General features: G+C 67.8%; 21 protein-coding genes. 9 read left to right on the plus strand and 12 right to left on the minus strand.

Annotated features, from left to right (window positions below):
* Positions 1-17 precede the first annotated feature (17 nt).
* From FG94_RS15285 to FG94_RS15315, 7 genes are read left to right on the plus strand one after another with little or no spacing between them, the layout of a single operon-like run.
* A complete protein-coding gene (locus tag FG94_RS15285) occupies positions 18-644 on the plus strand; it encodes a thermostable hemolysin (RefSeq protein ID WP_081926013.1) in 627 nt (208 codons plus the stop codon).
* The gene (locus FG94_RS15290) at positions 628-2100 is read left to right on the plus strand and encodes an AMP-binding protein (protein WP_036213279.1); all 1473 of its coding nucleotides are present in this window, start codon (positions 628-630) and stop codon (positions 2098-2100) included. The genes FG94_RS15285 and FG94_RS15290 overlap by 17 nt, the downstream gene beginning before the upstream one ends.
* Complete coding sequence (locus tag FG94_RS15295) at positions 2097-2771, plus strand: TenA family transcriptional regulator (protein ID WP_036213281.1); 675 nt, start codon at positions 2097-2099, stop codon at positions 2769-2771. The genes FG94_RS15290 and FG94_RS15295 overlap by 4 nt, the downstream gene beginning before the upstream one ends.
* Entirely contained in the window at positions 2771-3553 is a 783-nt protein-coding gene (locus tag FG94_RS15300) for an SDR family oxidoreductase (RefSeq protein ID WP_036213283.1), read from the plus strand. The genes FG94_RS15295 and FG94_RS15300 overlap by 1 nt, the downstream gene beginning before the upstream one ends.
* 17 nt (positions 3554-3570) lie before the next feature.
* On the plus strand, positions 3571-4215 hold the full coding sequence (locus tag FG94_RS15305) for a hypothetical protein (protein WP_036213559.1): 645 nt from the start codon (positions 3571-3573) through the stop codon (positions 4213-4215).
* A gap of 20 nt (positions 4216-4235) precedes the next feature.
* Positions 4236-4901: a response regulator transcription factor gene (locus FG94_RS15310; protein WP_036213285.1), complete on the plus strand. Its 666-nt coding sequence runs from the start codon at positions 4236-4238 to the stop codon at positions 4899-4901.
* Complete coding sequence (locus FG94_RS15315; protein WP_036213288.1) at positions 4898-6283, plus strand: ATP-binding protein; 1386 nt, start codon at positions 4898-4900, stop codon at positions 6281-6283. Before FG94_RS15310 ends, FG94_RS15315 begins: the two co-directional genes overlap by 4 nt.
* Before the next feature lie 24 nt (positions 6284-6307).
* Here the strand turns inward: FG94_RS15315 and FG94_RS26090 are convergent, their stop codons facing one another.
* From FG94_RS26090 to FG94_RS15340, 5 genes are all read right to left on the minus strand, one after another.
* Positions 6308-8638 carry a response regulator gene (locus tag FG94_RS26090; protein ID WP_081926014.1) on the minus strand — a complete coding sequence of 777 codons (2331 nt, stop codon included), beginning with the start codon at positions 8636-8638 and terminating at the stop codon, positions 6308-6310.
* Positions 8631-10118 (minus strand): ATP-binding protein, encoded by a 1488-nt coding sequence (locus tag FG94_RS15325; protein WP_036213289.1) that lies wholly within the window; start codon positions 10116-10118, stop codon positions 8631-8633. The genes FG94_RS26090 and FG94_RS15325 overlap by 8 nt, the downstream gene beginning before the upstream one ends.
* 10 nt (positions 10119-10128) lie before the next feature.
* Positions 10129-10617, minus strand: coding sequence for a response regulator (locus FG94_RS15330; RefSeq protein WP_051996763.1), 489 nt, complete (start codon positions 10615-10617; stop codon positions 10129-10131).
* A gap of 14 nt (positions 10618-10631) precedes the next feature.
* Positions 10632-13130 carry a PAS domain-containing protein gene (locus FG94_RS26095; RefSeq protein WP_051996765.1) on the minus strand — a complete coding sequence of 833 codons (2499 nt, stop codon included), beginning with the start codon at positions 13128-13130 and terminating at the stop codon, positions 10632-10634.
* A gap of 105 nt (positions 13131-13235) precedes the next feature.
* Positions 13236-14723: an aldehyde dehydrogenase gene (locus tag FG94_RS15340; RefSeq protein ID WP_036213290.1), complete on the minus strand. Its 1488-nt coding sequence runs from the start codon at positions 14721-14723 to the stop codon at positions 13236-13238.
* A gap of 130 nt (positions 14724-14853) precedes the next feature.
* On the opposite strand from FG94_RS15340, the gene FG94_RS15345 reads away from it, so the two are divergent.
* Positions 14854-16317 carry a sodium:solute symporter family protein gene (locus FG94_RS15345; protein WP_036213291.1) on the plus strand — a complete coding sequence of 488 codons (1464 nt, stop codon included), beginning with the start codon at positions 14854-14856 and terminating at the stop codon, positions 16315-16317.
* A 149-nt stretch (positions 16318-16466) separates the two neighbouring features.
* On the opposite strand, the gene FG94_RS15350 is transcribed toward FG94_RS15345, so the two are convergent.
* From FG94_RS15350 to FG94_RS15365, 4 genes are all read right to left on the minus strand, one after another.
* Positions 16467-17909, minus strand: coding sequence for an aspartate aminotransferase family protein (locus FG94_RS15350; RefSeq protein ID WP_036213292.1), 1443 nt, complete (start codon positions 17907-17909; stop codon positions 16467-16469).
* A gap of 30 nt (positions 17910-17939) precedes the next feature.
* Positions 17940-19310: a glutamine synthetase family protein gene (locus FG94_RS15355; RefSeq protein ID WP_036213294.1), complete on the minus strand. Its 1371-nt coding sequence runs from the start codon at positions 19308-19310 to the stop codon at positions 17940-17942.
* Positions 19311-19441: 131 nt separating this feature from the next.
* On the minus strand, positions 19442-20203 hold the full coding sequence (locus FG94_RS15360) for a gamma-glutamyl-gamma-aminobutyrate hydrolase family protein (protein ID WP_036213296.1): 762 nt from the start codon (positions 20201-20203) through the stop codon (positions 19442-19444).
* A gap of 264 nt (positions 20204-20467) precedes the next feature.
* Complete coding sequence (locus FG94_RS15365) at positions 20468-21823, minus strand: S41 family peptidase (RefSeq protein WP_036213299.1); 1356 nt, start codon at positions 21821-21823, stop codon at positions 20468-20470.
* 201 nt (positions 21824-22024) lie between these two features.
* Here FG94_RS15365 and FG94_RS15370 point away from each other — a divergent pair, with 201 nt between their 5' ends.
* Positions 22025-22666: a beta/gamma crystallin-related protein gene (locus FG94_RS15370; protein WP_036213302.1), complete on the plus strand. Its 642-nt coding sequence runs from the start codon at positions 22025-22027 to the stop codon at positions 22664-22666.
* Positions 22667-22678: 12 nt separating this feature from the next.
* On the opposite strand, the gene FG94_RS15375 is transcribed toward FG94_RS15370, so the two are convergent.
* From FG94_RS15375 to dnaJ, 3 genes are all read right to left on the minus strand, one after another.
* Complete coding sequence (locus tag FG94_RS15375; protein ID WP_373965160.1) at positions 22679-23047, minus strand: nucleotide pyrophosphohydrolase; 369 nt, start codon at positions 23045-23047, stop codon at positions 22679-22681.
* Positions 23025-23720 (minus strand): carbonate dehydratase, encoded by a 696-nt coding sequence (gene can, locus FG94_RS15380; protein ID WP_036213307.1) that lies wholly within the window; start codon positions 23718-23720, stop codon positions 23025-23027. The genes FG94_RS15375 and can overlap by 23 nt, the downstream gene beginning before the upstream one ends.
* Positions 23721-23823: 103 nt before the next feature.
* Entirely contained in the window at positions 23824-24951 is a 1128-nt protein-coding gene (gene dnaJ, locus FG94_RS15385; RefSeq protein WP_036213310.1) for a molecular chaperone DnaJ, read from the minus strand.
* Positions 24952-24968: the final 17 nt, after the last annotated feature.

Genomic DNA, 24968 nt, shown 5'->3' on the forward strand with positions numbered 1-24968 from the left:
AGAATGGAAGAAGTCCCATGCCCCCCTTCGCGGACCTGGCCATCGCGCCCACCCTGCCCGCCGACGCGACGCGCGCGCCGCGCCGCCCGGCCTACCAGATCGAGACGGTAGGCCACGGCGACGTCCGGCGCCCCGGACTGGAGGCCTTCATCGCCGCGACCTTCCTGGCGACCTACGGCGCCCAGCTGCATCATTTCAGCGACACCCTGATCGGCTGCCGCGCCGAGGACGGCCAGTGGATCGCCGCGCTCGGCTATACCCTAGCCGCATCCGGCCCGACCTTCCTCGAGCAATACCTGGATGCCCCCCTGGAGCGGGAAATCTCCGCCCGCACCGGGCAGGCGGTGGAGCGCGCCAGCATTGTCGAAGTCGGCAACCTGGCGGCGGCCCATGCCGGCGCCGCGCGCGCCCTGATCGTACGCACCACCCACCTGCTGCACGGCCTGGGCCTGCGCTGGGTCGCATTCACCGCCACGCCCAGCCTGCTGAATTCCTTCAGCCGCCTACGCCTGCAGCCCCACGTGCTGGCCCCTGCCGATCCCGCACGCCTGCCGGATGGCGGGCGCCATTGGGGCAGCTATTACGACACCCATCCACACGTCATGTTTGGCGACATCTCCTATGGCCATGACCAGCTTTCCTGATCTCTTCCCGTCCGGGCGCGCCGTGTTCAGCGACGGCGTCCACGGCATCGGCCGCGACGCCCTGGCGCAACGCATCGACCGGCTGGAAGCCATGCTGGCGGCGCGTGCCGCTCCGCATGCGCCGGTGGCGATCCTGGCCGACAACAGCCCTGAGTGGCTGGCGGTCGACCTTGCCACCCAACAGGCCGGCCTGACGCTGGTGCCGCTGCCGCTGTTCTTCACGCCCGCCCAATGGCAGCATGTCATCGCCGCCAGCGGCGCGCAGGGCCTGTTCTGCGCCGACCCGGGCCAGGGCGCGGCGCTCGGTTTCACCGAACTGGTCGATGGCAGCGGGCCGCTGGCCTTGTGCCAGCGGCCCGGCCCTGCCCCTGCTCCGATCGCGGAGCTGGACGGGGTACAGAAGATCACCTTCACTTCCGGCACCACCGCCGCCCCGAAAGGCGTCTGCCTCGGCAGCTTCCAGCAGTGGGAAGTGGCGCAGGCGCTGTTCCAGGGACTGGGCGAGCTGGGCATCGAACGCCACCTGTGCCTGCTGCCCTTCGCGGTGCTGCTGGAGAATATCGCCGGTCCCTACACCGCCCTGCTGAGCGGCGCGACCACGATCTGCCCGCCCCTGGCCGAGGTCGGACTGAGCGGCGCCAGCGGCTTCGATGCCGGGCGCTGCTTGGACGCGATCGCGCGCCACCAGGCCCACAGCATCATCCTGCTGCCGCAGATGCTGGCCGCGCTGGTGGCGGCTGCCGCGCCGCACGATCCGCGCCTGGCCAGCCTTCGCTTCGTCGCGGTGGGCGGCGCCCGGACGCCGGTGCGCATCCTTGCCGCCGCGCGCGCGCTCGGCATCCCGGTGTTCGAGGGCTACGGCCTGTCCGAATGCAGCTCGGTGGTGGCTCTGAACCTGCCGGGCGCCGTGCGCGACGGCAGCGTCGGCCGGCCCCTGGCGCACCGCGCCGTGCGCCTCGCGGCCGACGGCGAGATCGAAGTACGCTGCGCACCGCCTCATTACCTGGGACAGGCGCGCGGCGCCGGCGACTGGCTCGCCACCGGCGACCTGGGCCACCTCGACGGCGACGGCTACCTGTATATCGACGGCCGCAAGAAGGACATCCTGATCACCGGCTACGGCCGCAACGTCTCCCCCGAGTGGCCCGAGTCGGCGCTGCTGGGCACGGGCCTGGTAGCGCAGGCGCTGGTGGTGGGAGACGGCCAAGCCTGGCTCGGCGCCCTGCTGGTGCCCGCCTCCGCCGACGTCAACCCGGAACAGCTGCAGCAGGCGGTCGACCTGGCCAACCGCGAGCTGCCGGACTATGCCCAGGTGCGGCGCTGGGCGACGGCGGCGCCCTTTACCCCCGCCAACGGCCTGGCGACCGCCAACGGACGCCCGCGCCGCGCCGCGATCGCGCGCGAATACGCAGGGCGCATCGCATCCCTTTTCGACCATACGGAGCATCCATCGTGACTTTCTTCGACCAGCTCAAGGCAGAGACCGAGCAGGAACGGCAACAGCTGTTTTCCATCCCCATCATCCAGGACGCACTACGCGGCACGGTGACCACGTCCCAGTACATCGCCTTCCTGACCCAGGCCTACCACCACGTCAAGCACACGGTGCCGCTGATGATGGCCTGCGGCAGCCGCCTCGGCGATCGGCACGAATGGCTGCGCCAGGCCATCGCCGAATACATCGAGGAAGAGATCGGCCACCAGGAATGGATCCTGAACGACATCGCGGCCTGCGGCGGCGATTCCGACGCGGCGCGCACCTCGCGTCCCCATGCCAGCACCGAACTGATGGTGGCCTACGCCTACCACCAGGTCGACCGCCACAACCCGGTGTCCTTCTTCGGCATGGTGCACGTGCTGGAAGGCACCAGCACGGCGCTCGCCACCCATGCCGCAGACACCATCCGCGGCGCCCTGGCGCTGCCGCCGCAAGCCTTCAGCTACCTCAGCTCGCACGGCAGCCTGGATCTGGAGCACGTGGCCTTCTTCGAACGCCTGGTGAACCGCCTGGACGAGCAGCGCGACCGCGAGGCCGTGACGCACATGGCACGCATGATGTACGGCCTGTACGGCAACGTGTTCCGCAGCCTCCCGCGTGGCGAGGCGCTGTTCGGAGAACCGGCCTGATGGCTGCGCGCTACCGCGCGGTGATCACCGGCGCCGGCGGCGGCATCGGCGCGGCCATCGCGCGCGCGTTGGCGCCGCATGCCGACGCGCTGGTGCTGGTGGGGCGCCGCTGCGCGCCGCTGGATGCGCTGGCCGCCCAACTCGGCACCCGGGTCGAGATCGTGTGCGGCGACCTGCTGGAAGATGCCACACTGGCCGCCGTCGAGGCGGCCGGGCGCGCCATCGGCGGCGTCGACCTGCTGGTCAACAATGCCGGCGTCAGCGACTTCCACGCCTTCGACACCCAGGACCCACAACGGATCCGCGCCATGCTCGACACCAACCTGCTGGCGCCGATGCTGCTGTCGCGCCGCCTGATCCCGCTGCTGAAAGAGTCGCCGGCGGCGCAGATCGTCAACATCGGCTCGGTATTCGGCATGCTCGGTTTTCCGGGCTTCGCCGCCTATGGCGCCAGCAAGGCCGGACTGGCCGGCTTTTCGCAGGCGCTGCGGCGCGAGCTGTCGGACAGCACGGTCACTGTGCGCCACTTCGCGCCGCGCGCCACCCGCACACCGATCAACAGCGCCGCGGTGGACGCCATGAACCGCGAGCTCGGCACCGCCGAGGACGCGCCGGAGGCGGTGGCCGCCGCCTTCCTGGCCTTCCTGCGCGGCAGCGCGTGGCAACGCACGCTGGGACGCCAGGAAAGCTTCTTCGTCCTGGTCAATAAACTGCTGCCGGGCCTGCCCGACGGCGCGATCCGCAAACAGCTGGCGGTGATCCGCAAGCACCTGCCCAGATAGCATTGGAGAACGACACCATGAACAAGCTCGTCAAATTCCTCATCGCCCTGTTGTCCGCCGCCGCGCTGTCGGCCGGCGCTGCCGTCCCCGACGAAGTCGCCCGCCTGCAGGGCGCCTGGGAACAGGCCAAGTACCAGACCCCTCCGGCCCAGCAGGAAAAGCTGTTCGAGCGCTTGACCGAGCAGGCGCGCCAGAGCGCCGCCCAGAACCCATCCAGCGCCGACGTGCTGATCTGGTATGCGATCATCGAGTCGACCTATGCCGGCGCCAAGGGCGGGCTGGGCGCGCTCTCGCACGTGAAGAACGCGAAGAAAAACCTGGAACAGGCGCTGTCGATCGATCCGAACGCGCTGTCCGGTTCGGCCTATACCAGCCTCGGCTCGTTGTACTATCAGGTACCGGGCTGGCCGATCGGTTTCGGCGACGACAAGAAGGCGCTCGAGAACCTCAAGCGCGGCCTGGCGATCAACCCTGACGGGATCGACCCGAACTATTTTTACGGGGATTACCTGTTCCGCAAGGGCGACTTCGATGGCGCCGAGCGCGCCCTGCGCAAGGCCTTGCAGGCTGCGCCGCGCCCGGGCCGCAGGCTGGCCGACGAGGGACGGCGCGGCGAGATCGCCCAGTTGCTGGACCAGATCGCCGCCAAGCGCAACAAATAAACTGGAAACGGAGGACGGGATTGAGGCTCCTGCTGGTCGAAGACGATGAACTGCTGAGCAATGGCCTGCAAACGGCCCTGCACCGCGCCCAATACACGGTCGAGCATGTACGTGATGGCGAGTCCGCCCTGCTGGCCCTGGCCCACAACGATTTCGACCTGATGGTGCTCGATCTCGGCCTGCCGGGCATGGACGGGATCGCGGTACTGAAGGCGCTGCGCGCCGGCGGCAACCCGATCCCGGTCCTGATCCTGTCGGCCCGCGACGCCACCCGCGACCGTATCGCCGGGCTCGACCTGGGCGCCGACGACTACCTGATCAAGCCCTTCGAGCTCGACGAGCTGCTGGCGCGCCTGCGCGTGCTGGTGCGGCGGCGCAATGGGCGCCAGGTGAACCAGCTGGTGCTGGGGCCGCTGACGCTCAACCTCGACAGCCTGAGCGTCGTCTGGCAAGGCCAGCCGGTCGAACTGCAGCGGCTGGAATTCATGCTGCTCAAGCAGCTGGCGGAAAGCCCGCAACGCGTGTTCAACCGCGCCCAGCTCGAGGAGTCGCTGTACGGCTGGGGCGAAGGCAGCGAAAGCAACACCATCGACGTCCACGTGCATCACCTGCGCCGCAAGCTGGAACCGGGCGTGATCAAGACGGTGCGCGGCGTGGGCTACCGCATCGGCGACCTCGCCGCATGAGCCCGCGCACCTATTCCGGCCGGCGCCGGCTGGTGCTCGGCACGCTGGCCTGCGTGCTGCTGATCTTCACCGGCATCGGCATCGGCGCGCACAGCGTGGCGCGCCACGAATCGGTCGAGCTGTTCAGCGCGCGCCTGGCCACCTCGGCGCGCGTGCTGGAAGCGCTGGTGGCGAACCAGCTCGCATCCGCCACGGTCAGCCACCCCATCGTGATCGCGCTGCCCAAGGAGCTGGAAACCAGCACCAGCGACCTGCCGGAAGTCTTCGGCCACCGTTATGAAACCAAGATCGCCTTCCAGGCCTGGCGCGACGGCGCGCTCCTGCTGAAATCGGCATCGGCGCCCGACGCCGCCCTGGCGCCCCTGCGGCCGGGCTTTTCGGAGCAAAGGATTGGAAACGTGCTGTGGGAAGTATTCGTGCTGCGCTCGGGCGAGGTATGGATCATGACGGCAGAAAAGGAAGAGGTACGCGAAGAACTCGCCGAAGGCATCGGCATGTCGATCCTGGCCCCGCTGGCCCTGGGCGGGCTGTTCCTGCTTGCAATGGTGAATTTCCTGATCTCGCGAAGCATGCGGCCGCTGTCGGAACTGGCGGCCCTGATCGCCGCGCGCGAGCCGGAGTCGCTCGAACCGGTCGCGCTGCAGGTGACGCCGGTGGAGCTGTTGCCCATCGTCACCGAGCTGAACAATCTGATGAACCGTACCCGCGCCGCGATGGAACGCGAGCAGCGCTTCCTGAACGCGGCCGCGCACGAGATCCGCACGCCAGTCGCGGCGGTGCAGCTGCACCTGGAGAATGCCCTGCGCGCCGGCGACGAGCAACAGCGCGCGAGCTCGCTGGACTCGGCGCTGGCCGGCGCGCGCCGCACCAGCCGACTGGCCGAACAGCTGCTGACCCTGGGACGCATCAGCTCCGGCGGCGACAGCGCTCCCATGCAGCGCTTGTCGCTGCGCGAGATCTGCTGCGAGGTGATCGGCACCGTCGAGCCGCTGCTCGACCGCAAGGGCCAGACCATCGGCCTGGAAGCGCTGCAGGACTGCCCGGTCCGGGGCGAGCCGACCCAGCTGCGCCGCATGCTGCAAAACCTGATCGACAACGCCTCGGTGCACGGCACGCCCCATGGCGACATCCAGGTGACCCTGGCCCGGCGCGGCGACCACGCGCTGCTGGCGGTCTCGAACGACGGCGCGCCGATTCCGGAGGCCGACGCAGCCCGTCTTTTCACGCCGTATTACCGCCGTCCCGGTGCGGCGCCGGACGGCTTTGGACTGGGGCTGGCCATCGTCAAGGAAATCGTCGACCAGCACGGCGGCAGCATCCGGATCGGGCGCAGGCCCGATGGACAGGGAACCGTGGTCGAGGTCGAGCTGCGGCTGGCGTAAGCCTTGCCCGGCGGCCGCCGACCTTCAGCGGGCCAGGCGCCTGCCGACGGCCGCCACGACATCCTGCGGGCTGACCGGCTTGACCAGGTGGTCGTCGAAGCCGGCCTCCAGCGTGGCGCTGCGGTCCTGCTGCTGGCCCCAGCCCGTCACGGCGACCAGCGCCACCTTCCCGCCCCAGTCCTGCGCCCGCACCCAGCGCGCCACCTCGATGCCGTTCGCGTGCGGCATGCCGATATCGAGCACCAGCGCGTCCGGCCGCCATTGCTCGGCCATCTGCATGGCCTGCCTGCCGTCATAGGCCACCTGGACCGTGTATCCCTCCAGGCGCAGCACCTCGCCCAGCAGGTCGGCGGCGTCGACGTTGTCGTCGGCAACCAGCAGCCGCAGGTGCGTGTTGGCCGCCATGCCGGCGCCGGCTGGGGGCTGCTCTTCCACGATATCCGGAGCGATGCACGGCAGTTCGATGCGCACCGTCGTGCCGCGCCCGCTGCCTTCGCTGGAGGCCTGCACCGTGCCGCCATGCAGGTCGACCAGCTTGCGCACCACCGCCAGGCCGATACCCAGGCCCTCGGTTCCGCCGCTGACCTTCGACTGGCCCTGGGAGAACATGTCGAACACGGTGTCCAGCTGGTCCCCGGCGATCCCGGCGCCGTTGTCGGTGACGGCGACGACGGCCCGCCCCGCTTCGCTGGCGGCATGGACCGTGATGACGCCGTTCGCGGGCGTGAACTTGGCAGCGTTGTTCAGGATATTGCTGATCACCTGGGTCAGCCGGACCTCGTCGCCCAACACCATGATGGGCGAGGCCGGCAGGTCGAAGCGGATGTCGTGGCCGAGCGATTCGATCAGCGCCCGCGTGCTTTCGCAGGCCTGCTCGATCGTTCGCCGCAGGTCGACCGGACGGGTATCGAGCACGATGCGGTTCAGGGTGATGCGGCTCAGGTCGAGCAGGTCGTCGAGCAGGCGGCTCATGTGGCGGGTCTGGCGGGTGATGACCTCGCGGGCCTTGCCGATCGCGGCGGGCGAGCTCGCATGACGCAGCATCTCGACCGAGTAGCCGATCGCGGCCATCGGATTGCGCAGCTCGTGCGCCAGCACCGACAGGAACTCGCTTTTCTGGCGGTTCGCCTTCTCCAGTTCGCGCTGGACGTCCTTCAGTCCGGTGACGTCCATGACCGCCGCGACCGCCCCGCGCACGCGTCCCTGCGCGTCGAACAGCGGCGCCGCATTGACCAGCATGGTAAGCGCACGTCCGTCGTGGAACTGCACGTCGAGCTCCTCGCCGCGCACCGGTTTGCCGAGCCGCGCCGCCACCCGCATCGGCCAGTCGGCCGGCTCGAGGGCTTGCCCGGCGCGCAGGTAGCGGTAGGGGCGCTCGTCCGTGTCGATGCGCTCGTATCCGTTGCCGTGGCCGACGCCGAGCAGCGCGGAAAAGTACGGCGTGATGCTGATGTTCTGCGCCGCGGCGTCGCGGCTGATCGCGATGCCGACCGGCAGCACGTCGATGATGGTCTGCAGCTCTTCGCGCTGCTTGCGCTGCGCCTCCTTCGCCATCACCTCGGCCGTCACGTCGCGCAGCGTGCCGATGACCAGGCGCGCCCGGCTGCCGTCATGCTGCAGCAGCTTGGCGCTGCCGGCGAGCCAGCGCAGCTCGCCGTCCGCGCCGAGCACGCGGAACTCGGCGGCGACGCGGCTGGTCCCGTCCAGGACACTGTCCCAGAGGGCGTGCAGCCGGGCGACGTCCTCGGGATGCACCTGGGCCAGCGCCTGCGCCGGGTCGGCATGCACGAAGCCGGGCGGGTGGCCGAACATCGGGCCCGCGTCGTCCGAGCAGGACAGCTGTCCGCTGGCCAGGTCGGCCTGCCAGGTCGCCATGCCCGCGGACTGCAGCGCGACCTCGAGGCGCGCCTTGGCCAGCGATTCGCGCGCCGTCGAGGCCTGCAGCCTGGCGCGGTTGCTCACCCGCTCGAAGCAGGCCAGCACGGCGAACGGCACGCGCGGATAGTGCTTGGGCGTCTTGGTGATGTAGTCGTCCAGGCCCTCTTTCATGGCATCGACGGCGACTTCCTCGTTGCCGCTGCCGGTGAACATGATGACCGGCACCTCCGGATAACGCGCCTTGATCTCGCGCAGGACCTCGGTGCCGACCGTCCAGCGCAGCCGGTAGTCGGTGACCGCCACCTCGAAGCCGCCGGCGGCGAGCGCCTCGGCCAGCGTCGCGGCGTCGCTGATGTGGCGCACCTCGACCTGTTCGATGCGCAGCCGCAGCTCGCGCTCGACCAGGGCGCGGTCGTCGGGATTGTCGTCGATGAGCAGGACCCGCAACGGTCCCTGGCTGAAAACTTGCTCAGGCATTGGGCAACTCGATCCAGAAATTCGATCCGATGCCCGGCGCGGCCTCGACGCCGACGCTGCCGTTCATGCGCTCGACGCCTTTCTTGACGATCGCCAGGCCGATGCCGGTGCCCGGGTATTCCTCTTCGCCGTGCAGGCGCTCGAACACGTTGAACACGCGCGCCCTTGCCTCGTCGGCCATGCCGATGCCGTTGTCCTGCACCTCGATGCGCACCGTGCGTCCATGGGCGCGCGCCACGACCTGCACCGCGGCATGGGTGTCGGGCCGCACGAACTTGACGGCGTTGGCGAGCAGGTTGGCCAGGGCCTGCACCAGCACCGCGCGGTGCGCGCGCACCACCAGGTCCTCGGGGATGTCGACTTGGATGTCGGCCGCCTGGTAGGCCGGCTCGCCCTGCAGGCTTGCGCCCGCATCGTTCACCACGTCGCGCAGCGGCAGGAGGTCGGTGCTGATCTCGGCGCGCGACAGGCGCGCGAACTCGAGCAGGTCGGACACCATCAGGTCGATGCGGCGGGCAATCGCGTTGATCCGGTCGACGTACTGCTCGAAGTTGCCGAAGTCCCGGGCCGACAAGTCCTGGCGCAGCGCCGCCGCGTAGCCCTGGATGGTGCGCAGCGGCTCGCGCAGGTCGTGCGAGACCGAGAAGCCGAAGGTCTCCAGGGCCTCGTTGGCTTCCTGCAGCTGGCGGGTGCGCTCGACGATGCGCTGTTCCAGCTCGGCGTTGAGGCGGTGGATCTCGGCGCCGGCGCGGCGCAGCGAGGTGGCGTCTTCGACGATGCCGTCGATGGCGTCGTGGCCGTTGACCCGCACCCGCACCAGCTTGACGACGTAGAAGCGCCCGGCCTCGTCGCTGGCGCCCAGTTCGGCCTGCAGTTCGGCGGCGTCGGAGACCGCCTGCAGTTGCGGCAAGCGGCCTGCGACCTGGTCCAGCAGCGGATGGCGCAGCGAGTCCGGCGCGCTGGGGTCGCCGCCGAGCATGGTCCAGAAGGCGCGGTTGGCTTCTTCGAGCCTGCCGTCGAGCGTCATGCAGAACACGCCGAGCTGGATGTTTTCCAGCAGGGCCGCGAGCCGGGTTTCGGAGCGGATGGCGCGGGCCCGGATTTCCTTGCGGTCCAGGCAGGTGCGCACCGCGACCGGCAGGCGCGCATAGTGGCGCGGGCTCTTGATGACGTAGTCGTCGAGCCCGAGCTTCATCGCCTCGACCGCGATCTCCTGCGTCCCGGTGGCGGTGAACATGATGACCGGCAGTTGCGCATCGAAGGCCTTGACCTGCTTGAGGATGTCCAGGCCGGTCACCCAGCGCATCTGGAAATCGGTGATCACGATGTCGACCCGCAGGCCGGACTGGAGCTCGCGCTCCCAGGCGGCGCGGTCGCCAACCTCGCCGATGACGCAGCCCGGCAGGTTGCGTTCGAGCTCGCGGCGCGCCAGGGCGCGGTCATCCGGGTTATCGTCGAGCAGCAGTATGTTCAGTGTCATGGTAGGTGTTTCATTGCCACGCGCCGAGGGCTGGCGGCGGCACGCTCAGGTTGTTCCGGAACCAGTACAGGTCGAGCACGCCGAGCAGCTGGACCAGGCCGTGGAAGGCCACCGGCTTCAGGAGGTAGGAATTGGCGCCCAGCGCATAGGCCTTCTGGATGTCCTCGTCCTCGCTCGACGAGGTCAGCACGACCACGGGCGTCGTGGCCAGCGTGGGCTGGCTGCGTATCCAGCGCAAGACCGCCAGGCCGGAGCGCTTGGGCAGTTTGAGGTCGAGCAGCACCAGGGCCGGGAGCGGATGGCGCCCGCGGTCGCCGAAATGCCCGCTGCCGTCGAGGTAGGCCACGGCTTCGTCGCCGTCGTGGACGACCTGCAGCGCCACCGCCAGCGCGGCCTTCTTGATGGCGCGGCGCACCAGCAGCACATCGTCCGGGTTGTCCTCCACCAGCAGGATCAGCGGCAGGCCGGCGCCGTCGTCCTCGTGGTTCACGATTTCCATTCCATGCTCCTTGTTCAGTCGGCTGCCTGCAGGGCCAGCTCGAAGGTGGTCCCGCCGCCCTCCCGATCCAGGATCGCCACCTTGCCGTCCATGCGTTCGAGGCCTTTCCTGACGATCGCCAGGCCGATGCCGGTGCCCGGATAGCGCTCGTGGCCGTGGAGACGCTCGAACACCCCGAACACATGCTCGCGGTGTTCCGGCGCGATGCCGATGCCATTATCGCCGATCGAGAGGCGCGCTACCGCACCGTCGCGCCTTCCCGCGATCTCGATGCGCGGCACCACGCCCCGGTCGACGAACTTGATGGCGTTCGATACGAGGTTGCCGACGACCTGGGCCAGGATGGTAGCATTCCCGCGCACCGCCGGCAGCGGCCAGGCGATGTCGAGCTGTGCGCCGCTCGCGCCGATCTCGGCCTCCAGGTCGCGCAGGGCGGTTTTCACGACGGCCCCGAGGTCGACCCGCTCCAGCTGCAGTTCGGCGCGCGACAGGCGGCTGTAGGCCAGCAGGTCGGTGATCAGGCGGTCCATGCGCACCACGGCGGCCACGATGCGGTCCGCGAACATCCGGCCCTCCGCGGACATGCGCTCGCCCTCGTCCTCGACCAGGGCGGTGGCGAATCCTTCGACGTTGCGCAGCGGCGCGCGCAGGTCGTGCGCCACCGTGTGAGCAAAAGCGCGCAGCTCGGCATTGGCCTCGGCGATCCGTTCGGTGCGCTCCTCGACCCGCTGTTCGAGCAGCTGGTTGGCTTCGATCAACTCACGCTGGGCGGCCTTGATCTGCGTGACTTCGAGCAGGGCGACGACGATGCCTTGCAGTGCGCTTCCATCCAGCACCGGATAGCAGCTGGCCAGCCAGTCGCGCTGCGGCGCCGCATCCGTCCCCGGACTGCCGAACTCGACGCCGGCGACCTGGCGGCGCTCGCGCCGGACCTGCTCCAGCACCTGGCCGACCCGTTCTCCCATCGACGCCGGCAAGACCTCCGCCGGCGCCCGGCCCACGATGGCGCTCTTGGACATGCCGCTCACTTCCGCCAGCGCATCGTTGAGTTCGGTCAGGCGCAGGTCGGCGCCGACCAGGCCGAGGCCGACCGGAACGGCGCGGTAGATGGTTTCGATCTGGGCCAGCCTGCTGCTGAGCGCCAGCTCGGACTCCTTGCGCGCGTGGATGTCTTCAATCAGGCCGTACCAGGCCACGACGGCGCCCGTATCGGCGCGGCGCGGGTTGGCGCGCGAGCGCATCCAGCGCAGCTGCCCGCCGGCGTCGCGGATGCGGAATTCGACGTCGAACGGCTCCCCGCTGTCCACCGCATGCGCCCAGGCCTGCATCATCGCCGGACGGTCCTCGTCGACGACGGCGCTCGCCCAGCCGGCGCCGCGGACGGCCTCGCGCGCCTGTCCCGTGAGCGACAGCCAGCGATCCGAAATGCGCTCGATGGCGCCGCCGGGCGAGGCCCGCCACGGTATTTGCGGGTTGAGCTCGATCGTGTAGCGGTAGTTGGCTTCCGACTCGGCCAGGGCGCGGGCGCGCGCATTGCGCTCGCTGACGTCGCGCAACACCAGCACCTCACCCGCGGCCATGTCTCCCTGCGGCTCGATGGGCGCGGCGCTCAGTTCGGTGGCGTATTCGCGTCCGTTGCCGGATGCCAGCACCACGTGCTCGCCGCCGTCCGCGATGGCCTGGTCCAGGTCGGCCGGCCCGCCGCTGCCGCGGTCGCGAAAGTGCAGCACCTGCTCCAGCCGCATGCCGACGCCGCGCGCCTCGGGCGTGCCGGTCAGTTCCTCCGCCACCCGGTTCATCAGGCTGACATTGCCCTGCGGGTCGGTCGCGATCACGCCGTCGCCGATACTGCGCAGCGTCGCGTCGAGCCGCGCGCGTTCGGCCAGCAGGCGCGCCGCGTCGCGCGACGAGAGCACCCACAGCATGACCACCAGCAATCCGGCCACGCCGACGGTGATCGCAAAGGCCGTGATCAGCTCGCGGCGCCCCTCTTCCACGTGCCGCTGCCGCACCTGCAGCAGGCGCTGTTCCTCGGACCGGATCAGCTGCGCCTGCGCCAGGATCCGCTGCTTGAGCGCATGCCCGGACTCCAGCACCGCCAGCTCGACCGGGCGCCCGGCGCGCCGTTCCTGCATGACACGCTCGAGCAGGTCCAGGCGCCTGCGCACCGCGTCCTCGAAAGAGCGCATCGCCACCTGCTGCCGCGGATTGTCGAGAATCAGTACGCGCAATTCATGGACCTCGGGCAGTACGGCGTCGCGGGCCTGCCGGTAGCCGGCAACGAAGCTGTCGTTACCGGTCAGCAGGAAGCCGCGCTGGGCCGCTTCCGCTTCGCTGGTCAGCGTCAAGGCCGCCTGCACGTGTTCCAGGACTTCGCGGGTATGGACCACCCACCGCCAGGACCCCGACTGGTTCTGGATGCCGCGGGCCAGCACACTGAGGGCGACGCTGAGGACCAGCAGGCTGACGATGGTGGCGATCGTGACGGGCCCGCGCAGCTTGAGTTTTTTCATGGAAAACAGTCACTGCCGGTGACGCTGGTCCGGGCCGTGACGGGATGGCGTTCCGGCTAGCATACACGAGCGGCCTGCCTGGCTGCGCTACAGAGGAGGCATGGCTCAGCCAACCTGAATCCAGGTGGTCTTGAGCTCGGTGTACTTGTCGAAGGCATGCAGCGACTTGTCGCGCCCGTTGCCCGACTGTTTATAACCGCCGAAGGGCACCGTGATGTCGTCGTTGTCGTACTGGTTGACGTGCACCGTGCCGGCCCGCAGCGCGCGCGAAGTCCGGATCGCCTTGCTCATGTCCGGGGTCCATACCGCCGCCGCCAGGCCGTAGGGCGTGGCGTTCGCCTGCCTGATCGCTTCGTCCAGGTCGGTAAAGGACAGCACCGACAGCACCGGCCCGAAGATCTCCTCGCGCGCGATGCGCATCCCGGGATCGACGCCGTCGAACAGGGTCGGCTCGATGTACAGGCCGCCACTGTCCTGGCGCGCGGCGCCGCCGCCCGCCAGCAGGCGCGCACCGGCCGCCTTGCCGTCCTCGATATAGCCGAGCACGGTCTTCATCTGGACCGGATCGACAATGGCGCCCATGACGGTTTGCTCGTCGAGCGGGTCGCCCGGGGCGTAACGCGGGACCAGCGCCAACGCTTTTTCCAGGAACGCATCCTTGATCGACGCCTCGACGAACAGGCGCGAGGGCGCGTTGCAGCTCTCGCCCTGGTTGAAGTAGATCGATCCGATCGCGCTTTCCACCGCGGCATCGAGGTCGGGGCAGTCGGCGCAGACGATGTTGGCGGATTTGCCGCCCAGCTCGGTCCAAGCGCGCTTCAGGTTCGACTGCCCCGCCATCTGCAGGATCTGCTTGCCGACCCGGGTCGAGCCGGTGAAGGCGATGCAGTCGACGTCCATGTGCAGGCCGAGCGCGCTGCCCGCTTCGTTGCCGTAGCCGGGCAGGACGTTGAACACGCCCGGCGGCACCCCCGCCTCCAGCGCCAGCTCGGCCAGGCGCAGGCAGCTCAAGGGCGCCTTCTCGGACGGTTTCAGGACCAGGCTGTTGCCGCTTGCTAAAGCCGGGCCGATCTTCCAGGCCGCCATCAGCATCGGGTAGTTCCAGGGGATGACCGCCGCGACCACGCCGACCGGTTCGCGCGTGACCAGGGCCAGGCTGTCCGCGCCGGTGGGGGCGACCTGGTCGTAGATCTTGTCGATCGCCTCGCCATACCAGCGGATGCAGTTCTGGGCCAGCTGCACGTCCACGCTCAGGCTGTAGCGGATGGGTTTACCCATGTCGAGGGTTTCCAGCAAGGCCAGCTCGTCGCCCTGCGCCAGCATCAGGTCGGCGAAGCGGACCAGCACCCGCTTGCGCTCGCTTGGCGCCATGCCGGCCCAGCGGCCGTCCTCGAAGGCCCTGCGGGCGCTGGCGACGGCGGCGTCGGCGTCCGCGGCATCGCAGCGCGCGACCTCGGCCAGCTTGCGGCCATCGATGGGGGAGATGCAGTCGAAGCGGGCCCTGGTGCGCGCGTCGACGCGAAATCCGTCGATGAAGGCGCGGCCGTCGATGACCAGATTGACAGCCCGTTGATGCCATGATGGAGTCGACATATCAGTTTCCCTTCCTTGAAGTGCAACACTTGACCTTAAATACGAGCAAAGTTGATCCAACGGCCGAATTCTGCCTTTATAATCGCGAATTTTCCGCCCGATAATTCTTGCTTCCCGGAGCCACCACCGCATGAACACCACTTTGATCGTTTTCGTCGCGCTTTACATGCTCGGCACGCTGGGGCTCGGGATGTGGGCGGGCACACGGATCAAGAATACCGCCGACTTCGCCGTGGCCGGCCGCAGCCTGCCGCTGATCATGGTGATCACCACCACCTTCGCCACCTGGTTCGGCGCCGAGACCGTGATGGGCGTGCCCGCCAAGTTCGTGCAGGGCGGCCTGAACGCCATCATCGAGGACCCGTTCGGGGCCGGCATGTGCCTGATCCTGGTCGGCCTGTTCTTCGCCAAGAAACTGTACAAGCTGAACCTGCTCACCATCGGCGACTACTACCGCCAGCGCTACGGCAAGGGCATCGAGATCTTCTGCTCGGTGGCGATCATCCTGAGCTACCTGGGCTGGGTGGCGGCGCAGATCACCGCGCTGGGCCTGGTGTTCACGGTGCTGACCGGCGGCGCGATGTCGCCGGCTATGGGCATGCTGGTCGGTACCCTGGCGGTGCTGGTCTACGTGGTGGTGAGCGGCTTCCTGGCGGTGGCGATCACCGACTTCGTCCAGATGATCGTGCTGGTGGTCGGCATGAGCATCATTGCCTTCTTCGCGGCCGACCTGGCCGGCGGTTCCGACAAGGTGCTGGCGATGGCCCAGCAGGCCGACCTGTGGCGCGTGCTGCCGGAGCCCACCTTCACCGACATCGCCTTCTTCGTGGGCGCGGCCGTCACCATGATGTTCGGCTCGATCCCGCAGCAGGACGTGTTCCAGCGCGTGATGTCGGCCAAGGACGCGCCGACCGCGCGCACCGGCGCCGTGATCGGCGGCGCCAGCTACATCCTGTTCGCCTTCGTGCCGATGTTCATCGTCGCCGCGGCCGTGGTGGTGATGGGTAACTCGGCGATGGAAATCGCCCAGAACGACTACCAGCGCCTGCTGCCGACCTTCATCATGACCAAGATGCCGCTGGTCATGCAGATCCTGTTCTTCGGCGCCCTGCTGTCGGCAATCAAGAGCACCTCGTCGGCGACCCTGCTGGCGCCGTCGACCAGCTTCGTCGAGAACATCCTCAAGAACCTGCGTCCGGGCATGAGCGACAAGCAGAACCTGCTGGCGATGCGCATCACCATCGTGATCTTCGCCGCCCTGGTGCTGACCTATGCGATCGCGATGGAAGGCACCTCGATCTACGAACTGGTGTCGAGCGCTTACCAGGTGACCCTGGTGGGCGCCTTCGTGCCGCTGGTGATGGGCCTGTACTGGAAGCGTGCGACCACCCAGGGCGCGATCGTCTCGATCGGCGCGGGCATCCTGGTGTGGCTGCTGTTCTTCGAAGGCGTCACCACCTGGGGCGAGCACTTCCCGGGCCAGCTGGCCGGGCTGATGGCGGCCTTCGTGGGCATGTTCGCGGGCTCGCTGGCGCCGCAGTTCGTTCGCAATGGTGGGGAGCCGACGAAGCATATCGTTGGGGCGAGTGCTTAAGCTAAGGCTGTACCTGCAAAATTGGGTTCCGGCCTTCGCCGGAACGACGGTTTTAAAGCTGGTGGACAGAGATAGCATTACGTTTGGCTCGCACCTTCAGCACGTCATCCCGGCGAAGGCCGGGATCCAAGTTCGTCGCGCACCGTTAGCTACGCCATCCACCCCTTCCCCACCACCTCCTCCAGCGTCAAATCCAGGCAAACCCCGATCCGCTCCACCATCTCGTCGATCTGCGCCCGCGTGATCGACAGCGGCGGCGCCACGATCATGCGGTCGCCCACGGCGCGCATGATCACCCCGTTGTCGAACATGTGCTTTCGGCACAGCATCCCCACCGCCTGCTCGGCCGGGAAGGCTTCGCAGTCGTGCACGGTGGCTCCCTTGCGCCGCACCAGGTTCAGCCCCGCCGTCATGCCGCAGGTCTCGGCATGTCCGACCAGCGGGTGCATCGCCAGCGAGGCGAAGCGCGACTTCAGGTGCGGGCCGGTTTCCAGCGCCACGCGCTCGACCAGGCCTTCGGCCTCGATGATGCGCAGGTTCTCCAGCGCCGCGGCGCAGGCCGAGGGGTGGCCGGAATAGGTGAAGCCGTGGTTGAAGTCGCCGCCCTTCTCGATCAGGACGTGCGCCACGCGCCCTCCCACCAGTACCCCACCGAGCGGCACGTAGCCCGAGGTGACGCCCTTGGCAAACGCGATCAGGTCGGGCTGGAAGCCCATCAGCTCGCAGCCGAACCAGGTGCCCAGGCGACCGAAGCCGCAAATCACTTCGTCCGACACCAGCAGGATGTCGTACTTGTCGCAGATGCGCTGGATCTCGGGCCAGTAGGTCGCGGGCGGGATGATCACGCCGCCCGCGCCCTGCACCGGCTCGCCGATGAAGGCGGCCACCCGCTCGGGGCCCACTTCCAGGATTTTTTCTTCCAGCCAGCCGGCGGCGTGCAGGCCGAACGCGGCCTCGCTCATGCCGTGCCCGTGTTCGGCGTAGCTGGGTTGGTCGATGTGGACGATGCCGGGAATCGGCAGCGAGCCCTGCGCGTGCATGCCGGCCATGCCGCCCAGCGAGGCCCCGGCCATGGTACTGCCGTGGTAGGCGTTGCGGCGGCTGATGATGACCTCGCGATCGGGCTCACCAAGCAGCTGCCAGTAGCGCCGCACCATGCGCACGATGGTGTCGTTCGCTTCCGAGCCGCTGCCGGTGAAGAACACGTGCTGGAACTGGGGAGGAGACAGCCGGGCCAGCAGCGCCGCCAGCTTCACCGCGGGCACGTTGGTGGTATTGAAGAAGCTGTTATAGAAGGGTAGCTGCAGCATCTGCGCATGCACCGCGTCGGCGATGCTGGCGCGGCCGTAGCCGGCGTTCACGCACCACAGGCCGGCCATGCCGTCGATGATCATCTTGCCTTCCGAATCCCACAGGTAGACGTCGTCGGCGCGCACGATCACGCGGGCGCCACGCTCCCTCAGCGCGGCGTGGTCGGTGAAGGGGTGCAGGAAGTGCGCGCTGTCGAGGCGCTGCAGTTCCTGGGTGTCATAGGTCTCGCGTGCCTCGGGCGTGGTGACGCGCAGCGAGGCGACCGGGGTATTGGTGGTCATGATCGACTCCCATTTTTTGTGTGAATCCGATCAGACGTGCAGGAGCAGGTGTTCCCGCTCCCACGGGCTGATGACGCGCATGAATTCCTGGTGCTCGAGGTCCTTCACCGCCGAGTACACGTCGATGAAGCGCTCACCCAGCACGTCGCGCAGGCGGTCTTCGCGGCGCAGCAGGGTGATGGCCTCGGACAGGCCCTGCGGCAGCTCGACCGGCATGTCGTAGGCGCTGACTTCGACCATCTGGCTCGGCTCGACCGCGTCCAGCATGCCCAGGTAGCCGCAGGCCAGGGTGACGGCCAGGGCGAGGTAGGGGTTGGCGTCGGCGCCGATCACGCGGTTCTCGATGCGCCGGTCCTGGGCGCCGGACACCGGCACGCGGAAGCCCACCGTGCGGTTGTCCATGCCCCACTGCAGGTTGATCGGCGCCGCCGAATGGCGCACGATGCGGCGGTAGGAGTTCACGTAGGGCGCGATGATGGCCATCGCCGAAGGCATGTAGCGCTGCAGGCCGCCGATGTAGTGGCGGAAGGCTTTCGAAGGCGTGCCGTCGGGATTGCTGAAGATGTTGCGGCCGCTCTCCAGGTCGACCACGCTCTGGTGCACGTGCATCGCCGAGCCGGGTTCGTCCGCCATCGGCTTGGCCATGAAGGTGGCGTACATCTCGTGCTTGAGCGCGGCTTCGCGCAGGGTGCGCTTGAAGTAGAAGACCTTGTCGGCCAGGCCGAGCGGGTCGCCGTGCAGGAAGTTGATCTCCATCTGGCCGGCGCCGATCTCGTGGATGAGCGTGTCGACGTCGAGGTTCATCATCTCGCAGTAGTCGTAGATGTCCTCGAACAGCGGGTCGAACTCGTTGACGGCGTCGATGCTGTAGACCTGGCGGCTGGTCTCGGCGCGGCCGCTGCGGCCCACCGGCGAGGACAGCGGCAGGTTCGGATCGATGTTCTTGGCCGTGAGGTAGAACTCGAGTTCCGGCGCCACCACCGGCTTCCAGCCGCGCTCCGCATACAGCTTGAGCACGCGGCGCAGCACGCTGCGCGGCGCGTAGTCGACCAGCGTGCCGTCGGAGAAGTAGCAGTCGTGGATGACCTGGGCGGTGGGATCGACCGCCCACGGCACCATGGTGATGGTGGTGGGGTCGGCCTTGAGGATCATGTCGCGGTCGGTGGCCGCGATGGCGCGGTTGTACGATTCGTCGCGCTCGGGGGTGTTGCCTGTGACGGTCATGCCCAGCACCACTTCGGGGATGCGCATGCCGCGGTCTTCGGTGAACTTCACGCGGGGGAGGATTTTTCCACGGGCGACGCCGGTCAGGTCGGGGACCAGGCATTCGATTTCGGTGACCCGTTTCGCGTTGAGCCACTCCTCCATGTCGGTGTAAGAAAAATTGTCGCGGATTGCCATGATTGCCTCACTGTCTGGTTCGGATCGAGTGCGCACCGCCGGCGCGGGCCGGGTGCGCTCGCACATCAGGCAGGAAAGCTATGGGACGGCGTCGCTCGCCCAGAGAAAGGCGGCCTCCAAGGCAGGGATGCTCATGCGCTGCTCCGTTGTTTCTGCTGCTGGTATTCGCGGCAGGCCTGGCCGAAGGCGCCGAACATCTTCATCGAATACGGGTTGTGCTGGATGCGCCACTCGGGGTGCCATTGCACCGCCAGCGTGAAGCCGGGCGCGGTGGAGACCGAGAAGGCTTCGACCAATCCGTCCTCCGCTACCGCTTCGACCGTCAGGCCGGGCGCGAGTTCGTTGACGCCCTGCCCGTGCAGCGAGTTCACCGGAATCTCCGGCACGCCGAGCATGCGCTCGAGGCAGCCGCCCGGCGTAAGCGTGACGTTGTGGGCGTCGCCGTACTGCTCGTCCATGCCGAGTTCGGGATTCTCGCGGTGGTCGAACTTGCCGGCCACCGCCTGCACCGCCTGGTGCAGGCTGCCGCCCAGGGCCACGTTCATCTCCTGGAAGCCGCGGCAGATCGCGATGATCGGAATGCCGCGCTTGACCGCTTCGCGGATCAGGGGCAGCGTGGTCTGGTCGCGCGCCGGATCCTGCGGCAGCGAGGGATCGAGCACTTCCTCGGAATAGTAGCTGGGGTGGACGTTCGAGGCCGAGCCGGTCAGCATGATGCCGTCGCACAGGGCCAGCATGGTTTCCAGGTCCAGCGAAGCGCCCAGCGAGGGCAGGATCATGGGGGCGCAGTCGGCGCCGAGGACGACCGCGTCGACATACTTGTGCTGGGCCGCGTGATAAGGGTGTTCGCCGAAATCACGCGTGCATGCGGGGACGAATACGATGGGGCGCATGGTCTCTACCTTGTCGTGAAGCGCACGAAACCATGATACGAGCATTCCGGTCCGGGCGCGAGTGGCCTATGACTCAGATCAACTGCGCCAGATCAATGCGGCGCGGCCGGAGCGTACTCCCTACTGCTGATCTGCCTAGTGTTCATAGCAAAAGCTTAACGGTAACTCGAGAAGCATGCCAACACGGTAAGGCAGAGGAGCGGCGAAATACTATTTCACGCAAGGCTCTTCCATGAAATTTTATTTCGCCACGGAAATTACCCCTTACTCCTTCAGCACGGCGAGCGCCGCTTCCAGCACAGTATCCCGGCCACGGCGCAGGTCGGCCACCGTCGGCGCCGCCTTGACGGTCGGCTGGATGCCGTGACCGACCCAGGCGCGCCCGTCCGGATAGGTGTCGGCCTTGGTGCAGATGCGCGCCACGCCGCCGCCCGGCAGCTTGATGAACAGCGGCTGGCCGGTGCTGCCGCCGGTCGCCTCGCCCACGATCGGCCCGCGCCCCATGCCCTCATAGGCCACCATGAAGTCTTCCGCCGCCGAGTAGGTCGCGCCCGAAGTCAGGACCGCCACCGGGCCCTTGAACCAGCGCTTGCCGTCCGGCTGGCGATCGCTCGGCTTGCCTTCGAAGTCCGGCATCGGGCGCTTCCAGGCGCGGTAGGACGGCAGGTACTGGCGCGTCGCCCATTTGCCGGTGGCGAAAGGCTTGTCGGTCAGCGTGGCCAGCACGCGCCAGCCTTCGGACGAATTGCCGCCGCCGTTGTTGCGCAGGTCGATGATCAGCGCCGAACTCGCTGCGATCTGGTCGAAGGCCGCGAGGAAGGCGTCGGCGGCCCGGCTGTCGCCGAAGCTGTTCAGGGCCACGTAGCTCACGTTGCCCGGCAGCTTGCGCAGTTCAAAAGGAGGATTGCCGCCCGCCGCCTTGCCGAAGCTTTCCGCGTCGACGCGCTTCGCCTCCAGCTTCACCGTCTTGCCGTCGGCATGGCGGAAAGTCAGGCGCGGCGCCTTGTCGCGCGGACCCATCAGGAACTGGTAGCCGTACACGCGGATATCCCTGTCCTGCTGCGTCGAGGCACTCACATAGGGCGCGATCTCGCGCTGGGCGTAGGCGACGACCGGCTCGCCGTCGACCTCGACGATCTCGGAGCCCGGGACCACGCCGCCCGCCCGCAAAGCCGGGTCGAACACCTCGCGCACCAGCACCCGGCCCTCGACCAGCTGCGTCTTCATGAGCGGCCGCGCCATCATCGCGTTGCGCAGCTCCGGCCCGGGGTAGACATTGGTATGCCCGTCCTGCAGCTTCGCGCACAGCTCCATCAGCACGCGGTAGTAGTCGGCGGTGGAGGTGGTGGCGCGCACCTTCGGGAGATATTCGAGGTAGAGCCGGTCCCAGTCGAGCTCCTTGAGCTTGTCGACGTACACGAAGTTGTATTTCACCTCGGACCAGAACTTCGACAGGCCGGCGATCTTCTCGTCTTCGCTGATGTTCTCGCGGTAGGGCGAGCCGAGTGCGGGCGAGTCGAACAGCAGCGCTTCGCGCGCCTCAGCGGGCTTGGCGTCCTGCGCGAAGGCTGCCCCGGACAAGGCCGCAAGGACTGCGGCGGCGATGATGTGACGTACCATGGAATCTCCCTTGTTGTGATGGGGGCGATTCTACGAAGCGGAAAGGCCGTTGTGGGAGGGTAATGCGACAGGCTGCATGATTCGCGGAGCAGTCTGCGGTAGCAATCTGTTACAGCTGTGCCGTGCACAGTCTTGTAGTGTATTGCGTATGGAAGGAAAACCGGGCGCGCGTCGCGCTCCGGTGCACCTCATGGAGAAACTATGAAACCCCTGTTCGCCGTCCTCGCCTTGCTGGCATCGCTGAACCATGCTGCTGCCGGCGAGATCTCGCTGTTCACCGATGCGGACTTCCGCGGTCGTCCGCTGAGCCTGCGTGGTCCGGTCACGAACCTGGAAGCGCTCGGGTTCAACGACCGCGCATCGTCGGCCATCGTCCGCTCGGGCAGCTGGGAGATCTGCGAGCACAAGGATTTCGGCGGCCGCTGCATCGTGCTGGAGCCGGGCGAATACCGGATGTTCGAGGGTTTCAACGATGTGGCTTCCTCGGTGCGGGAACTGGAGCGCGGACGCGGACGCGATGGATACCGTGACCGTGACCGGCGCCACGACGAGGGCGGGTGGGGCCGGCGCGGTCCTGGCAGCGACGGCCGGCGCGGCCCGCCGGTCGAGCTGTTCGCCGGCCGCCAATTCGGGGGCGAGGGCATCATGCTGGAAAGCGATGTGCACAGCCTGCGTTCACGCAATTTCAACGACCGCGCGGGCTCGATGATCATCCGCGAAGGCGAATGGCAGCTGTGCGAGCATGACGATTACCGCGGCCGCTGCATCGTCTACGGGCCTGGCCGCTATTCGTCCCTGCGCGGCCTGGACGGCATTGCGTCGTCGCTGCGCAGGGTGCGCTGACACCCTGGCTCGCTACTTCTTGTACTCGTAATACTTGCGCGCATCGCCGCGCACCTGCTCGGCCGGGTACTTGGCCCGGTTGAGCACCATCTTCTCCTGCACCGCCGCGAACAGGTCGACGTCGAGCTTGTCGGCCAGGCGCACCAGGTAGACCAGCACGTCGGCCATCTCGTGGCGCACCTGTACCAGCTTGTCCGGACCGAGTTCCTCGGGCCGGCCATGCTGGAGCCACTGGAAATGCTCCAGCAGCTCGGCCGCCTCGACGCTCAGGGCCGAGGCCAGGTTCTTGGGCGTATGGAACTGGTCCCAGTCGCGCTCGTCCACGAAGGCGCGGACGAGATCGCGCAGCCGGATGAGATCACTGTCCGCGGCGTTCGTCACGCACTTGGTCTCCATCGAGGTAGCCGGTGAGGACGCGCTGCAGCTTGGGCGCGATCTCGTCGTAGCTGCTGACCGTGATGCCGAGGTCGCGCAGCAGGCCGTCGTGCACGCCGTAGACCCAGCTGTGGATGGTCAGCGGCTGGCCGCGTTCCCAGGCGTCGCGCACGATGGTGGTCTGGGCCACGTTGATCACCTGCTCGGCCACGTTCAGTTCGACCAGGCGGTTGACGGCGGCGCGGCCGACCACGTTGCCGAGGTACTTGCCGTGCTTCTCGCGCACGTCGCGCACGTGGCCGAGCCAGTTGTCGGCCATGCCCACACGGGTGCCGGTGAGCGCTGCGCCGACGCCCGAGCAGCCGTAGTGGCCGCACAGGATGATGTGCTTCACCTTCAATACGTCGATCGCGAACTGCAGCACGCTCAGGCAGTTCAGGTCGGAGTGCGCGACCACGTTGGCGATGTTCCGGTGCACGAACAGCTCGCCCGGCAGCATGCCGAGCAGTTCGTTGGCGGGCACGCGGCTGTCCGAGCAGCCGATCCACAGGTATTCCGGCGCCTGCTGTTCCGACAGCGCCTTGAAGAAGTTCGGGTCTTCGGCCACCATCGAGGCGGCCCATTTGCGGTTGCGTGCGAAGAGCTCTTCGGCGCTCACGCCCGTCGTGTTGTTATCCATTGTTTTCCCTGGTTGATGCGTGCTGAATGGACGAAAGTATACCAGCAGGCGAAAAAAAACCGCCGAGGGCTTTCGCCTTCAGCGGTTTTTCCTGTCCGGCTTCTTACTCGAAGAAGTCCTTGACCTTGTCCATCCAGCCCTTGCTCTGCGGGCTGTGCTTGGCGCCACCCTCGGTGGTCGAGCGTTCGAACTCGCGCAGCAGTTCCTTCTGCTTGTCGGTCAGCTTGACCGGGGTCTCGACGACCACGTGGCAGAACAGGTCGCCGGTGTAGCCCGAACGGACGCCCTTGACGCCCTTGCCCTTGAGACGGAAGGTCTTGCCGGTCTGGGTGCCTTCCGGCACCGTGAACGACACCTTGCCGGTGAGCGTAGGCACTTCGATCTCGCCGCCCAGCGCCGCCTTGGCGAAGGAGATCGGCATTTCGCAGTGGAGGTCGTCGCCCTCGCGCTGGAACACCGGGTGCGGCTTGATGTGGATCTCGACGTACAGGTCGCCCGCCGGTCCCCCGTTCGTCCCCGGCTCACCGTTGCCGGTCGAGCGGATGCGCATGCCGTTGTCGATACCGGCCGGGATCTTCACTTCCAGCGTTTTGTTGCGCTTGATGCGTCCGGCGCCGCCGCAGGCTGCGCAGGGTTCCGGGATGATCTTGCCGCTGCCGTGGCACTTCGGGCAGGTCTGCTGGATGCTGAAGAAGCCCTGCTGCATGCGCACCTGGCCGTGGCCCGAGCAGGTGGTGCAGGTCACGGGCTGGGTGCCCGGCTTGGCGCCGCTGCCGTGGCAGGTGTCGCACTTGTCCCAGCTCGGCACGCGGATGGTGGTCTCGTAGCCGTGCGCGGCCTGCTCCAGGGTGATCTCGAGGTTGTAGCGCAGGTCGGCGCCGCGGTAGACCTGCGGGCCCGCGCTACGGCCGCGGCCGCCGCCGCCGAAGATGTCGCCGAAGATGTCGCCGAAGGCGTCGCCGAAACCGCCGGCACCGAAGCCGCCCCCGCCGCCGCCCATGTTCGGGTCGACGCCGGCGTGACCGTAGCGGTCATAGGCCTCGCGCTTCTCCGGATTGGTCAGCATCTCGTAGGCTTCCTTGACCTCCTTGAACTTCTCTTCCGCTTCCTTGTTGTCGGGGTTGCGGTCAGGGTGGTACTTCATCGCAAGCTTGCGATAAGCCTTCTTGATGTCGTCTTCCGACGCGTTCTTGGCGACCCCGAGGATCTCGTAAAAATCACGCTTTGCCATTGGCGGCACCTTGCTTA

Source organism: Massilia sp. LC238 (genome assembly GCF_000735635.1).
Lineage (GTDB): Bacteria > Pseudomonadota > Gammaproteobacteria > Burkholderiales > Burkholderiaceae_D > Telluria > Telluria varians.